Raw genomic sequence first — 14,945 nt, 5'->3', positions numbered from 1 at the left:
TGGGCTTTTGATCCTGTCGTGAAACCTGCGGGCGATCAATGCACTTCCGTTAGCTCTACTTGTGACATCGCCAAAGGTTGGGTTGTTACTTCGATTCCGAAACCACCCCCGGGTGCTTGCGATGACCCTGTCAGCATTGTTTGTGAAAACAATCAATGGATTTATAAAAACCAATTTTCTAAAAACACCTGCGGCCTTTGCGGTGGCCCGGTTTTGATTAATCCTCCGGGTAGTACTTGCCCGGCTTCTGCCAATGACTGCATGCAGGTGGGGCTATATAAATGTACTGATGATAACAAAAACACTTATTGCGAAGCCGCAACATCCAAAGTTGATGGCACTTTCTGCGACGATCACAATCTCTGCACAAAAGCTGATGCCTGTAATGCTGGAGTTTGTAGCGGTTCCCCAGTAGTTTGTAGTGTCCAAGACGGTTGTCATGATATTGGAATTTGTAATACTCAAACCGGTGTCTGCTCCAATCCGGAAAAACCAACCGGTGTTACTTGCAAAAAAACAATCAGCGGGTGCGACGTTAATGGCAACATGCAGTGCATCTCCAGCAATCTGGAATGCCTCCCCTTTGTTTACGCCGATACTAATAACAACGGCGTGCCAGACCAATGCGACCCACCACCTCCCGTTTGCGGCAATGGCAAAATCGAGACACCAGAAACTTGCGATGATGGAACTTTGCTTAACGGCAAGCCAAACCATTGCAACTTGATCTGTAACGGCCCCACACCTCCCTCTTGTGGTGACAATGTTCTTGAAACAGGAGAAGCCTGTGAAACAGACGTCGCCGCTTCCTTTAATTCGGCAACGGAGGATTGTGCCAATTGCCAAAGAGTCGCAAAAGCGGTTTGCGGTAATGGCACCCAAGAGGCAGAGGAACAATGCGACGGCTCGTCTGCCGATTCCAACAAAAAATGTGTCGACTGCAGGCTGGTTGATAAAACTCGGTGCGGCGACGGCATTATTCAAACACCAAACGACTCCGGACAAAACGAAACCTGCGAGCCCGGCGTCACGGCATTGACGGAAAATCAGAAATGCGTGAGCTGTCAGATCATCGCAACGAAAATTGGTAAACCCCCCGTCTGCGGCAATAGCGTGGTTGATGATGGCGAAGCTTGCGACAACGGCAGTGATAACAGCGACACGGTGGTTGGCGCTTGCAAAAAAGATTGCTTAGGGATCGTGCCGCCTGAAAAAACCAAGGCCATTACAGTTGCGCCATCGTCCTCCGAGATTTTTGATCTCAGCAAAACTTGCTCCATCTCTCTGCCATGCGGTGATGTCGGTTCTGCGACGCTTGTCTCCCCCAATGATTACGCCAATCAGCGGCTGATCTTCATCTGTAACAATAATGACTCTTCCGCGCTTGCCACCATTGCCTCAAAGGCCATGGCCCCCGACTGCAAGTTTGATGTCAACAGCTATCCTGTGACTTCGGAGCCTCTGAAATTCCTCGCGACTTTCCCAGATGCGCTCATGGCGGCTTCCGACAAGGATTATTTCTATTTCAAAAATGCCGAAGCATGGTTCCAAAATGTGGCAAATGAAAAAACGAATTTTGAACCGAAAACTCTTTTCAAAGATTCTGCAAGAATCAAGATTTATGGAATAAAACAAATGTCCGGCACACTCGCCGCCGTTGCTGAATATCTCGATCACAAGTTGGGTATTGATCTCCTAACTCCCGACATAACCGCGGAAAATGGCTTCAAACTTACCTTTGTCGCTCTGCCAAAAGAACTGACGGACAAAACGGAAATCAGTTCTGTTAAAATAGAGAGCGCAGATGAGAACAACTCAAGTCTTCGCATTTTTGTCACCGCTAAAAATGAAAACGATAAAGACGCCGTAACAGAAATTTATGAATGCGGACAGACAGGCAATGCGTGGAACTGTTTGCCTCTGATCACATCCAAAGAACCCGTTTTACTTGCGTTGAATCAGGATTGGCAAAAACACGTCCGTTTTGAAAAACCTGAAGAAGCGCCAAAAGCTCTGTGGATCGGTACTAGCGGAACCATCGAGGAACTGGCGGAGGAAGCAAGCGGAGCGAAAGGCAAAAAAGACGCCGGCAAAGTTCATAATGATGACGCCTTCAATCCTTTGAAAGACAAAGCACAAGCCATAGACGCGTGGTTCCAGCCCAAAAATGCGTGGACGGTTGTTGTTGGCGGAGAACAGACTTTGAAGGCCTACGAAACAAACCTTGACGAAAAGGGTCAGATTCAGATGACGGCACTTCCCAAGGAAATCTATACCGCCGACTCCACGCTCAACAATTTCCACAATGACGACGTCTGGCAATGCACCCATTTCTCTTATCTTTTGTCCTTATCGCGAAAAGATTTCGGCGGAAAAGATTTGGCCGCTTTCTGCAAAGTTGTTGATGCTAAAGATTCCAAACCACTCGGAACGCGTCTGGTCGTCTTCTATAATATTAATGAGAAGCCCGAGGTAAAAATCGAACCTCAGTTCGACGGCAAGACGGGCAAGGTTTCCATTGAGGCGAGCGACATTATGGAAGACAAACTTAACTGTGCCACTCATTTGAAAGACGCGAATGGGGTCATTCTGGATCACTGGATTGACGCGTCCGACTGCAATGAAGCAACCCTTACCAACAGGGGCTTGCCGCCCGTTCAGGATGTAACGGTCAATGTGGCGGCAAAGGGGTTGGTTGTCACCGGCAAAGAGGCTGACGCGGCGAAAGGTGTGGCATGGCCTGTTCAAGGTGAAGTCTGCGCAAAAGATCCGGGCGATGCTTCAGCCTGCCAGACATTCCAGTTGAGCAAAGCCGCGGTCATTCCTCCCATCACACCCGCGGCGCAAACACAGGAAGAAGGTGTAACCGTTGCACAAGGCGGCGAGGAATCAACACCGCAAGGTTACAAAATTTCGGGCGGCTGTTCTCTGAATAAAAATGAAACGGGTTCTCTAAAAGAAAAACTGGGTAAAATTTTCCTCGCACTCTTAAGTTTATCTGCCCTTATCAAAATGAGAGCAGGAAAGATAAGGGGGTTATAAAACACCCTTTTTTTGTTTTGTCCGCCATTTTTCACAAGTAATTTCAATCACTTAAAAACACGCATTCTGGCATAGCGATTGCACTTACAAAGCTTCGTCTATGGACACTTCTATTAAATTATTTGTAAGGCTTTTCTTCTTGGGCAGTTTCTTAGGAATTCTGCTTTTTTCTACGCCCGTCAAAGCCGCGGTAGTTGTTGCAGATGATTATTGTGCCATCAATGGTTCTGTCTGCACGCCATCGACTCCCCCGGGAATTTGTGAACAAACCACAGGAATGTGCATCAGCCATTTCTGTGTAAGAGACATCCGGCCCTACTGTTGTGGAAATGGTACTGTGGATTATAATAGCGGAGAAACATGCGATGACAGGAATAATACCAGCGGGGACGGTTGTGATTGGGAATGCCGTACCGAAGTTGTCATTCCTCCAGCCATCGGCGCATGCACTCCGACCATACAAGCAATAGATCCTGCAAGCGGTAAAGCTACTTTCCAATGCGAAGTATATAATAATTTGAACAATGGGACAGTGCCGAATGGCGTTTGGACTTATATCTATCCAAAATGCGATGATACGCTTTATTCAGATGACACCCACAAAATTTATCGATCTACGTCCACAACACCCAACATCATTACCTGTAGTTTTTCAACCGTCGGAAACCATACGATAGGACTCCAAGCAACTTTAGTCAAAAATGGTCTCCCAATAACTAATGCTTTTTCTCAAACAAAAACAGTCACGGTAACCTCTCTTTGCACTCCTAACGAACTAAAAACATGCACCCTTTCTGGTGCCAATGTAAACTCGGCCTGTTCTTCCGGTTATCAAACTTGCAATACAAGCGGGGATGCATGGGGGGCCTGTGTCGCAAGTACTACTATTGGGTGGGATTATAGACGAGCCATTACTTGCAGTACGAGCAACGTTTGCATGGAGCATGGCGTTTGCAAAGAAGATGGGAGTTGCCAAGAAACACCGGTTCCTAACGGTACTGCATGCGATGACGCTGTTAGACTTACAACAAATGATGTTTGCACCGATGGTGTTTGCCGTGGAACTTCTGTTGCGTGCCTCAGCGGTGATTCCCAACCCTGCTCAAACGCAAATGGCTGTACCGGCACCCAAACTTGCGGCATCAACAATGCATGGGGTGCCTGTAGCGCCGCCTCCACCAAAAACATTTGCGGTGTTTGCGGTCAATCCGATCCAGCCAATTATGGACAACCTTGTTATTTCGGAACCGGAGATTGCCGCGGAGTGGGCACAGTTGGATGCAACTCAGTTTGCAGTGCCACCACTTTCAAAGCAAATGGTTCCGTGTGCAATGATGAAGATGTCTGCACCATCGGTGACGCCTGCCGGTCTGGAGTTTGTACCGGAGCCCCGCGTAACTGTGATGATTTCAACCCCTGCACCAGAGACGGGTGCTCTGTTAAATTTCTTGCGGGATGTTACCATACCAACCTTGCCAATGGACCTGCTCCCACAGGTGACGGATTCTGTCTCGACGGTAATCTTGTTAATTGCGCACCCGGTGCCACGCAGAATTGTGTGCTTCAGGGCAACACTAACGACTGCAAAAAGGGACAACAGATCTGTTCGGCAAGTGGCGCTTGGGGCAGTTGTACCGCCGTCAATGTTGCCGACAATACTCGCTGTGACGATGGAAATTTCTGCACCACCGTTGATACTTGCCAAAGCGGCGTTTGCACAGGTTTCAAACCCATTCTTTGTCCAGAGGCGTCGGATACCTGTCATGTAGCGGGAACTTGCAACGCCCAAGGACAATGTTCTCCTGAAACGGAAATTGGAGGAAAACCTATTCCCAGTGCCTGCCAAAGTATAATTTGCCGTGCTGGCCAATGGGCGCTTGTCGACAAACTCACCAAACTAAAAGGCGACGAATGTCATACTCTTCAATGCGGTGCTACAGGCTGGGCTCTCGTTGAGAAACCGGAGTGTATCATTAAGGCGATTGTTTTGCCGGAAGGATCAGCGGCAAGTTCCAAAATTTTCGACGTTGCCAAGAGGGCAGACGATCCCGATTCGGACAACAGAACCTGCACGGTTCTTTTGAATTCCTTTGACAGCGTTAATGGTTCGGCTCTCTTTTATTCCGGAGATTTTGAAAAACAATTTTTGATTGTAACTGGCGCGAACGATGTGGGCAAAGGCCTGCTGGCGCTAGTTCCTCCCAAAGCCATGGGAGAGCTGGGCACTAATTGCACAGATTTGGGAAGCAAAATCCAATATCGTAATTTATCCCGAGGTCCTCTTGAGAAAATTGCCGTTACACAGATTAGCGGAAAAAACGCGCTGGTTGGAGTATCCGAACGTGAATATTGTTATTACGCGGATATCAATCAAATTCTCCAGCCCGCCACCATACTCCCGGCGCCAATCTGCTTTCCAACGGATGAGGCGGGAAACCCCACAAGAATTTGGCAAGGAGAATACTGTGACGTCTCCAAGATAGACACCTTCAAGGGATTCGCCTTCGGCAACACCTCTTATCTTGTCGGTGGAGTTGAGTGTGGCAGTGAGTCCGCCAATGTTGCGGGTCTCGACATTTGCAACAAAACCGCCGAGGAAGATCATTTCCAATGTTCTTTCGTAACATTGCAAAAATTGTCGGCCCAAGAAAAGGTAACCTATTTTCGATTGGTCGCTTCCGACAAGGAAGGTAAATTTTACGCGATCTTGGTGATAAAAGATGGAAATAATTTATTCAAGAAACTCATAGAAGTCAGCAAAGACGCGTCCGGATGGAATCCCGTGGCGCGAGACATTTCTGAAATACCCGGTGTCATCATCAGCAAAGACAAAATCAAGAGAGACCTTCCTGCTTCCGAAGTCAGCGGTAATAAAATTTTCATCACGGAATCCGGTGAGGTGCAGGAAATGAAAGAAGATCACGCGCAATCCCGCGTTGAACGGCACGATCGTGTTCACGGTTTCTTTGTAGATATAAGGGAAACGACCGATGCGCGTTTCGCGCCGGACGATAATGCTTGGAACGTTTATGGAGACAAAGACTGCGGTATTATGGGGGAACAAATCACACTGGATGCCAACAACAATCCTGCAGTCGCCGTTTTGGAGGAAGAAAATCTCACGGCCGATTCCAGCCAGAACAACATACTCAATGATCCGATGTTGCGTTTGTGCCATCCAAAATATCTTGTTCCTCTGACGCGCAAAAACTATGGTGGCACTGATCTGGCCGCAATTTTTGAAGTGTTCGACACCTCCATAGCCGATAATCCCAGAGCCGCGGGCTTTGCGCTTTCCTTCTTTTTCAACATCAACGAAAAACCGAAATTGGAACCGAAAGATTCTGTATGGGACGGAACCAATGGGTACGTCAAATTTGAGGCTTCCGATGTGGCGCACGATGCTCTGAAAAATTCGGTCAAATCTTTCAAAGATGCAAGCGGCAATGATATCTCTTGCTGGGTCGACAAGATTGAAGAAAAGCAGGTTCTCTTCACCAAAAAAGGTTCCTGCCAGTCCGGCGCGGCAAACATAACGCTCAATGCTCTCCCTCCTGCCGTGTCAACGGCTCACTCTTTATCTGCGGCAAAAGCGGCTGACAGTGGTGTTGGGAAAGAACCGCTCACGATGGTTGTTTGCGCCAGCGACCCCGGGAATGCCTCGGGTTGTAACAGCTTTCAACTGAGCAAAGCCGTCGCTGTGGTGGGAGGTGTGGCGGAAATTCCGGGGGAAGTGGCCGTTGCCGTCACAGGAGAAACAGATGCAGGGACCCCGATGGGTTACAAAATTTCAGGAGGTTGTTCGTTGGTGAAGGGGAGTGAAAGCAACAATATCATCGGATATATTTTGCTTATGGTGTTCGCTTTATCTTTAATCGTCTTAAGAACTCCTTTGGTTGACAAAATAAAGAAAAACATGGTGTAAGAAGCCCGGGTTGGTTGAGTGGGGCGGTAGTTCAGCTGGTTAGAACGCCGGCCTGTCACGTCGGAGGTCACGGGTTCGATCCCCGTCCGCCCCGCTAAATCAATCTACTTCAATGTTATTGTCATCCCTGCGAAGGCAGGGATCCAGTGTTTTTCAGATTTTCTAGATTTCTGCTTTCGCAGGAATGACAATACTAATCTTTCAACCGACATGCCAAACGAATGGCTGATTTGAGATTGGTGGCGTCGGCTTTCCCAGTTCCCACAATATTTTCCGCTGTTCCGTGATCAACGGAAACTCTCAAGAACGGAAGTCCCAAGGTAATTTGCACCGCCTCTTTGAAAGCCAGCGTTTTAACCGGAATCAACCCCTGATCGTGATACATCGCAATCACTCCGTCCCATTTACTTTGCGAAGCTTCCCAAAAAAGGGTGTCGGGGGAAATGGGACCATCCACATGTATCCCCTCTTTTCTGGCTTGCATCAGAGCGGGATGGATTATTCTCGTTTCTTCATCCCCCAACATCCCCCCTTCACCAGCGTGCGGATTTAACCCCGCCACGGCCAGATAGGGTGATAGAATATGAAAATATTGCTGAAGTCCCTCATAAGTCAGACGAATCGTCTGCAAAATTTCAACCGCGTTGAGACGCATCGCTACTTGAGAGAGAGGCAAATGCCGTGTTACCAAAGAGACACGCAAATTTTTCGCCACAAACATCATGCAAACATTTGCATTCACACGAGTGGCAAAAAATTCGGTGTGTCCGATAAAATTTTTATCCACCAAACGAAGACGCGCCTTGTTCACCGGAGCCGTCACCAACGCATCGATTTTTTTATTGAGCGCATCGATCAACGCCGCTTCCAAAGAACTGATGGCTGTTTGCGCAGAATGGATGTCGGGCAATCGGGGATCGGAAATAGTGGGGCCGTAAATTTTGAATTGTGCCAGCGATTGAATTTCGGGATCGCTTAACGCCTTGGAAACAACTTCCGGACCAATCCCTTTGGGATCGCCGGTTGTAATTCCAATGACAAGTCTATTGTCCATAGTCCATTGTCCATGGTCCATTCTTCCTATTCCCGGACATCAATGAAGGCCTTCCTTCTGAGTTTCAAAGCGTAATTGTGAATTTCCTGTTCCATGCGATTATTGTAAATTGTCTGCCGAATCTGCATGTCATCCACTTTTTCTTTTTCCGAAACATTTTGAAGTGCTTTTTCATACAGCTTCACTACATAAACTCCTTGCGGGGATACAATGGGATCACTCACCTCTCCTATTTCCATTCGACGCACCTCGGAAGAAATCGCCGGAGGTAGATCGCTGAGACTTTTTTCACCCAGATCGCCGGTCTCTTTGGCAATCTTTTTAAAGTCGGCGCCTTTCTGACGGGCTTTGTCAGCCACTTTCCGCGCTTTAATAAATACTTTTTTAATTTCTTTCTCGGAATGGTCGTCGTCTAGGGAATAAAAAATCCAACCAATATGAACAGTTCCACTGGGATTAACGACCTCCGCCCGTTCAAATTTGTAGGCGCTTACATCGGCATCTTGCACGGAAACATTGGAGCCCACATTTTGCTGAATAAATTTGGTCTGTTTGATTTGCTGTTTGAGCTGTTCTTTATAAGTTTCAAAAGGAATTTCTTTGGACGCGAGCTCGGCACGTAAAATTTCAATGTTGATTTTATTGCGATCCAAAACACCCGCAATCGCGCGCACTAAATCATCATCGGTTACTTCGATGTCGGTCTTTTCCATTTCCTGTTTGAGCAGTGTCTGGTCAATCAAATCCTCCAGCACCTGCCTGCGTGATTTTTTACCGACACCCTTCGATGCCATGGCCCTGTCCAAATCATACTCTGTAATGACATCATTATTAACAACAGCCACCACCTTGTTAATGACCTTTGCATGGGCAGGTTGGGGGGAGGGGAAGAGAGGCAGGAGACAGATGTCAGAAGTCAGAAGACAGAGGACAGAAAAACAGAGGACAGAAAAACTGGGCTTCTGACCTCTGTCTTCTGTTTTCTGACATCTGTTTGCTGTCTTCTGTACTCTGACTTCTGTCATCATTTGCCCTCTTCTTCTCACTTTTCCTCCAGCAATTCCGTGTGGACCTCTATTTTGGCCTGAGAGCGAATCTGCTCATACCATTTCTGAAATGCCGTTCGGCCCTCTGTTTCCATAATCTTCGTTTGGATGGACTCCCTTACCTCATCAAATGGAAGCTGTCCAGCCCCCCTCTTTTCCAACACCTCAAAAAGATGATAGCCATAAGGTGTCTTTACCACGGGACTCAGATCGAGGTTATTCAAATGAAAACAAACCTGTTCAAATTCCAAAGGCATTTCTCCCTTTCCAAACCAACCCAAATTCCCGCCTTTTTTCCGGTCAGGACTTAAAGAATATTTTTTAGCCGCTTCTTCAAAGGAAGTTCCACTGGTAATCATCGCTCGTACACTTTCAGCTTTCTCTGCCGAGTCGGTCACAATTTGACGCGCCCTCACCTGATCCGGATGCTGGAATTCGGTCAGATATTCCTCATAATATCTTTTGAGTCGGCCGTCTGTGAGGGTCAATTGCTCTTTGGTTACCGCCTCCATCAATTTTTTGATGGTTAATTCCTGAATTCTCTGTTGTCGAAAATCTTCCACCGTTAATTCTTTTGAACGAAGGAGTTTTTCAAAGTCATCCTGATTGGGATAATTTTTGCGCACACTCTCCACACTTTTTTCAGCTTCCGAATCAGAAACGGTGATGTTTCTTTTTTTTGCCTCCTGCAAAAGAAGCCGGTCTTTGAGCAGTGAATCCATCACCTTTGTTTTGAGCTGTTGCGAGCGGGAATCGCTTAAACTGACTTCAGTTCCAAATTTCCACTGTTCCCAATCAAGCGCCTTTTGAAAATCGGACAAGGGCATTTTTTCACCATTCACCAAGGCCAATGTGGGGGAAGAGGGTTTGGAAGGGGAACAGGAAAGAAGCAGAAGGAGAAGGACCATGGACCATGGACCATGGACTATAGACAATGGACCATGGACTATAGACCATGGACTATGGACTATAGACAGGGACTCATTACGGATTTTTTTTAGGTCCACGGTCCATTGTCCATTGTCCATAGTCATATTTTCAGGTCCTTTGTCCATAGTCCATGGTCCATAGTCTATTCAGCCAGCGCCCTCAATGCCTTTTTCGCTTCTTCCAACGGGACTTTCACGAGAAAAAGTCCCGAGGGTTTTAATTGATATCGTGCCGGATTTTTTTGAGCCAACGCCACCAGTTTTGCGGGAGAAACCGAAGTGGAGGAATCCCAAACCAGAGAAAAACGCTCGCCATCGAATTTCAGTGATTTCAGAGAGAGCTGAATCGCCAATTGTTTGAGGGCAATAACTTCAAGCAGACTTTCCACGGGCGCGGGAAAAGGGCCGAAGCGGTCCACAAGCTCTTGTCGAAAAGATTGAATCGCTTCTTCATCCGCCAAATGCGATATGCGTTTGTAAAGTTCCATTCTCAAAGAGGCACCGGCGATATATTCTTCCGGAATAAATGCCGGACTCCCGAGTTGAATTTCAGGATCGATCTCCTCATCAAGTTTTTCACCCTTTAATTTTCGAATCGTTCTTGCGAGTAATTTTGTATAAAGCTCATAGCCGATTTCTTCCACGAAACCGGATTGATCCGCCCCCAAAAGATTTCCCGATCCGCGAATTTCCAAATCATGCGAAGCAATCTGAAAACCAGCACCCAACTCGGTGTAGCGGGTCAGCGCATTGAGACGTTGTCTTGCATTTTTCGTCACCATTTCTTCATCGGGGACCAAAAGATAACAGAATGCCTGAACATCGGAGCGACCCACTCTCCCTCTCAGCTGATACAACTGCGCCAACCCAAACGTATCGGCGCGATTGATAATCATGGTGTTTGCCGTCGGCACATCAATCCCCGATTCAATAATGGTGGTGGTCAGGAGAATCTGTGTTTTTTGGTGTAGGAAGGAGATCATGACCTTTTCAAGTTCCTCTTCATCCATCTGACCATGAGCCACGGCAATGGAGGCGTTGGGAAAAAGACCCGACAATCTTTTGCGCATCCCTTCAATGGTGGCAACACGGTTATGAACAAAAAAGACATGTCCCCCACGCGCGAGTTCCTGTTCCACGGCGTAACGAACCACCGCATCATCCCACCGTGCCACAAAGGTGCGGATGGCAAGGCGATCCACGGGCGGCGTGTGAATGATACTCAAATCTTTGAGACCGATTAGAGACATGTGAAGCGTTCTGGGAATTGGTGTTGCGGAGAGATTCACCACATCCACCGTGGGACGGAGATTCTTAATTCTTTCTTTATGTTTGACTCCAAAACGATGCTCTTCATCAATAATCAAAAGCCCCAGATTTTTTATCTTCACATCTTTTCCCAAAAGGCGGTGTGTGCCGATAACAATATCCACTTTGCCTTCGGCCAGATTGTTCAGCGTTTGTTTTTGTTCCGCGCGGGAGCGAAATCTTGAAAGCATCTCTACCGAAACACTAAATTTGGAAAAGCGTTCCTGAAATGTTTCAAAATGTTGAAGCGCCAGAATAGTTGTCGGCACCAAAAAGACAACTTGTTTGCCGGCATTGACCGCTTTGAAGGTGGCCCGCATCGCCACCTCCGTTTTTCCATAGCCCACATCGCCGCAAATCAGGCGGTCCATGGGTTTTGGATTTTGCATATCTCGCAATACATCCGCGATGGCTTTTGCCTGATCGGGAGTTTCATCGAAAGGAAATTGCGCGGCGAATTCTTCGTCGAGAGTATCCGGGGACGGGAAACTCAAACCCGGATGCAATTCCCGCTGGGCATGAATTTTGAGCAACTCCGAGGCGATTTTTTCGATCTGAATGCCCGCCTTCTTTTTAATCTGCTGCCAACGCACTCCTCCCAGTTTATCCAGATGCGGCGTGGAACCGCCGATGTAGCGTTGCACGGCGTTGAGTCGGTAAATGGGAAGATACAATTTATCCCCACCGAAAAATTCAAGATGCAGAAAATCTCCAACCTCTTTGTGAATTTTCAAATGCACGAGTCCCTGATAACGGCAAACACCCTGTTCTTCATGAACCAAAACATCGCCGGCATTAAGCTCTTGAAAAGATACAAACGGAAGATTTTCTTTTGACGATTTTGTCCGACGAACCATTTTGTGACCAAAAATTTCCTCTTCCGTCAAAACAATAAGTCCTTCATCGGGCCATTCAAAACCGTAAGATAAAGAACCCACTTCAACCGGAATCCCTGAAATACCATGGCTTCGAAGCAGATCCTGTAATCGTTCGGCTTGAATCGGTGTGTGACAGACAAGACGGATTTTAAAATTTAATTTCTGCCACTCTTTAAGCTTGTCAAAACTCCATTGGTTTTTGAGATGAAGAGAATTTTCTATACGCACTCGGTGAGGCTCTTTTCCTTGAGCGGTAAAAAGCGGATTGATAAAAATGGTGGAATATTTTTTTCTTTCTTCCTCCAACTTTTCAAAAGAGTTTAACAACTCCTCGGGCGGCACAATTTTTTCCAGACTTTTTGTGTTTTGATGAAGCCCCTTCATCTCCTCCAGATTTTTTTTGTAAATATCTTTCAACTCATCCGTGTCCGGGAGAAACAAAATGGTTTCGGGATCAAGATAATCAAAAAGGGTTGCCGATTTCTCATAAAAGGTGGGAAGAAAAGTTTCTAGCCCTGCGAAGCCCCGTTTTTGTTCAATCCGCTCCACGACCTCTCTTCGAAGTGTTGCCGGAAGATCCTCTGCATCACTCCACATTTTAATTTGTTTGACGGCATGACTCACAGAAGCTTCATTGAAAACAATTTCATTAGCGGGGATAAGTGTAACTCGCGAATCACGGTTCTTAGTCTTTGGTCCATGGTCCATAGTCCACGGTCCACGGTCCTTTATTTTTAATGAAGTTTGAGTTGCCGGATCAAATTGGCGAATTCCCATTAAATAATCTCCTTCAAACTCCAAACGGAACGGATATTCCTCCTGCGGAGGGAAAATATCGATCAGGGCCCCGCGCAGAGCGAAATCACCGGGAGACTCCACAACAACTTCCTCGGTATACCCCGCATCAATGAGCCAAGAGACCAGCTCTTCTCTATGCACCTCGTCGACCAAAAAAAGTGTCCTCTGATAATGGCGCAGAACAGAAGGCGGAATCATTTTTCTTGATAATGCAGGCCATGGGACCACGAGAATATGCGGCTCTTTTGAAAGAAGAGTCGACAATGTTTTCATTCTTTCAGCCATCGTATCGGTTCCGGAGACAAGTCCGGTATAGGGAAGCGAGTCGTGAGGAGGAAACCAGAGAACCGAATGCGCATTTTGGGGTCCCAAAAAAAATTCCAGATTTTGTTTGAGAGTGATGCCTGATTTTAAATCAGAAGTGACGCGAATAAAACTTTTCCCAAGACTATTAAACTCCGCAAACTCTGCGAGTTTGCTTCGCGGGCAGGCAAGGCCTGCCCTTGACGCTTCAAAAAAACGCGCAAGGAAATAAGCCTCGGAGGATAAATCAAGACCAACGATGGATTGAGGATAAGGGGGATTGAGAGAGAACATTTAAAATCCAAATGCAAAATGCAAAATGACAATGTAAAATTTTAAATTTTGAAATGTCATTTTGATTTTTGATTTTTAAATTTTGATATTTCAAGATATTTCAAGGATAGAGTCCGCGCGTGAGCATGGAAGTGGAGACTTTACGGATGGCTGTCATCAGGGCCGCGGTTCTCATGTCAACTTTTTCCTTAAGAGACGTTTGATAAACTCTTTCAAAGGCATCCGACATCATCTCCCACAAACGGTGGTTGATTTCTTTTTCTTTCCAGAAAAGATTTTGAAGATCCTGCACCCATTCAAAGTAGGAAACTACCACACCACCCGCGTTGGCAAGAATGTCGGGAATGACAAAAATATCATCGCGTTCGCGAATGATTTGATCGGCTTCATTGGTGGTAGGACCGTTGGCTCCTTCCGCCAAAATCTTACACTTCAACTTTCCGGCATTGTCCTTGTGAATCACGCGTTCAATGGCGGCCGGAACCAAAATATCGCAATCAACCTCCAGCAAATCTTCATTGCTGATAAAATCTCCTTCAGGATAACCCTTCAAAAATTTATTCTGATTCAAATAGGCCGTCAGAGAATCGTAGTGAAGACCATTTGCATTATAAATTCCGCCGGAGGCATCACTGACCGCAATAACTTTGCAGCCAATTTTTTCCAGCTTGCGAGCGGCCGCGCCTCCCACCTGACCGAATCCCTGAACCGATATTCGCGTTTTGGAATCCAGTTTCATTTTCATTTTTTCGGCGGCGCTGATGATGGTGTAAACAACTCCGCGCCCCGGCGCTTCTTTGCGACCAAGGGAACCCCCGATATCAATTGGTTTTCCGGTCACCACACCCGGTATGGAGTGCCCTTTTTGTTGACTGTAGGTATCCATGATCCAAGCCATCACCTGTTCATTGGTTCCCATGTCCGGTGCGGGAATATCGGATTCGGGACCGATAAAATTCAAAATTTCAATTGTAAAGCGGCGAGTCAGACGTTGCAATTCCTGGCGCGAGAGAGGATTTGGATCAATAGCCACTCCCCCTTTGGCGCCGCCAAGAGGCAAACCAATGATGGCGCTCTTCCACGTCATCATCATGGCAAGAGCGGAAACCTCGCCCAGATTCACATGTGCATTGTAGCGAATTCCGCCTTTGCAGGGACCCAAAGTATCATTATGTTGAACACGATAACCGGTCACCAACTCCACATGCCCGTCATCCATTCTAAAAGGGACGCTGACGATGAGGGCTTTTTCCGGAACACGAAGCCGCAAAGCAATATTTTCATCGAGATTGATTGCGTGTGCGATGCGTTCAAAATTGGCCTGCATTTCCTTGAAAAAGGTGCTTCCCCATTCGGCCTGATGTTGGT

General features: G+C 46.9%; 7 protein-coding genes and 1 tRNA gene. 3 read left to right on the top strand and 5 right to left on the bottom strand.

Annotated features, from left to right (window positions below):
- Positions 1–18: 18 nt before the first annotated feature.
- The 3 genes from HY877_03400 to HY877_03390 all read left to right on the top strand — a co-directional run bounded on the left by HY877_03400 (position 19) and on the right by HY877_03390 (position 7,061).
- Positions 19–3,042, top strand: a complete 3,024-nt coding sequence (locus HY877_03400) for a hypothetical protein (GenBank protein MBI5299324.1) — start codon at positions 19–21, stop codon at positions 3,040–3,042.
- Between the two features lie 100 nt (positions 3,043–3,142).
- Positions 3,143–6,967 (top strand): hypothetical protein, encoded by a 3,825-nt coding sequence (locus HY877_03395; GenBank protein ID MBI5299323.1) that lies wholly within the window; start codon positions 3,143–3,145, stop codon positions 6,965–6,967.
- A gap of 20 nt (positions 6,968–6,987) precedes the next feature.
- Positions 6,988–7,061: transfer RNA gene (locus HY877_03390), tRNA-Asp, on the top strand.
- Between the two features lie 99 nt (positions 7,062–7,160).
- Here the strand turns inward: HY877_03390 and pdxA are convergent.
- The 5 genes from pdxA to HY877_03365 all read right to left on the bottom strand — a co-directional run bounded on the left by pdxA (position 7,161) and on the right by HY877_03365 (position 14,904).
- Complete coding sequence (gene pdxA, locus HY877_03385) at positions 7,161–8,021, bottom strand: 4-hydroxythreonine-4-phosphate dehydrogenase PdxA (GenBank protein ID MBI5299322.1); 861 nt, start codon at positions 8,019–8,021, stop codon at positions 7,161–7,163.
- Positions 8,022–8,047: 26 nt separating this feature from the next.
- Entirely contained in the window at positions 8,048–9,049 is a 1,002-nt protein-coding gene (locus HY877_03380; protein MBI5299321.1) for a SurA N-terminal domain-containing protein, read from the bottom strand.
- Positions 9,050–9,063: 14 nt separating this feature from the next.
- Positions 9,064–10,122 carry a peptidylprolyl isomerase gene (locus HY877_03375; GenBank protein ID MBI5299320.1) on the bottom strand — a complete coding sequence of 353 codons (1,059 nt, stop codon included), beginning with the start codon at positions 10,120–10,122 and terminating at the stop codon, positions 9,064–9,066.
- Positions 10,123–10,139: 17 nt separating this feature from the next.
- Entirely contained in the window at positions 10,140–13,577 is a 3,438-nt protein-coding gene (gene mfd, locus HY877_03370; GenBank protein ID MBI5299319.1) for a transcription-repair coupling factor, read from the bottom strand.
- Positions 13,578–13,677: 100 nt separating this feature from the next.
- Positions 13,678–14,904: a Glu/Leu/Phe/Val dehydrogenase gene (locus tag HY877_03365; GenBank protein MBI5299318.1), complete on the bottom strand. Its 1,227-nt coding sequence runs from the start codon at positions 14,902–14,904 to the stop codon at positions 13,678–13,680.
- Between the last annotated feature and the right edge of the window lie 41 nt (positions 14,905–14,945).

It is taken from the genome of Deltaproteobacteria bacterium (assembly GCA_016213065.1).
Classification (GTDB): Bacteria; UBA10199; UBA10199; order SPLOWO2-01-44-7; family SPLOWO2-01-44-7; genus JACRBV01.
Note: the sequence above shows the minus strand (reverse complement) of the source record. Positions and strands in the feature narration are given on the sequence as shown.

Coding starts and splice junctions, on each gene's coding strand:
- pdxA (MBI5299322.1), bottom strand. CDS start 8,021: ATGGACAATAGACTTGTCATTGGAATTACAACCGGCGATCCCAAAGGG.
- mfd (MBI5299319.1), bottom strand. CDS start 13,577: ATGTTCTCTCTCAATCCCCCTTATCCTCAATCCATCGTTGGTCTTGAT.
- HY877_03380 (MBI5299321.1), bottom strand. CDS start 9,049: ATGATGACAGAAGTCAGAGTACAGAAGACAGCAAACAGATGTCAGAAA.
- HY877_03365 (MBI5299318.1), bottom strand. CDS start 14,904: ATGCAGGCCAATTTTGAACGCATCGCACACGCAATCAATCTCGATGAA.
- HY877_03395 (MBI5299323.1), top strand. CDS start 3,143: ATGGACACTTCTATTAAATTATTTGTAAGGCTTTTCTTCTTGGGCAGT.
- HY877_03375 (MBI5299320.1), bottom strand. CDS start 10,122: ATGGACAAAGGACCTGAAAATATGACTATGGACAATGGACAATGGACC.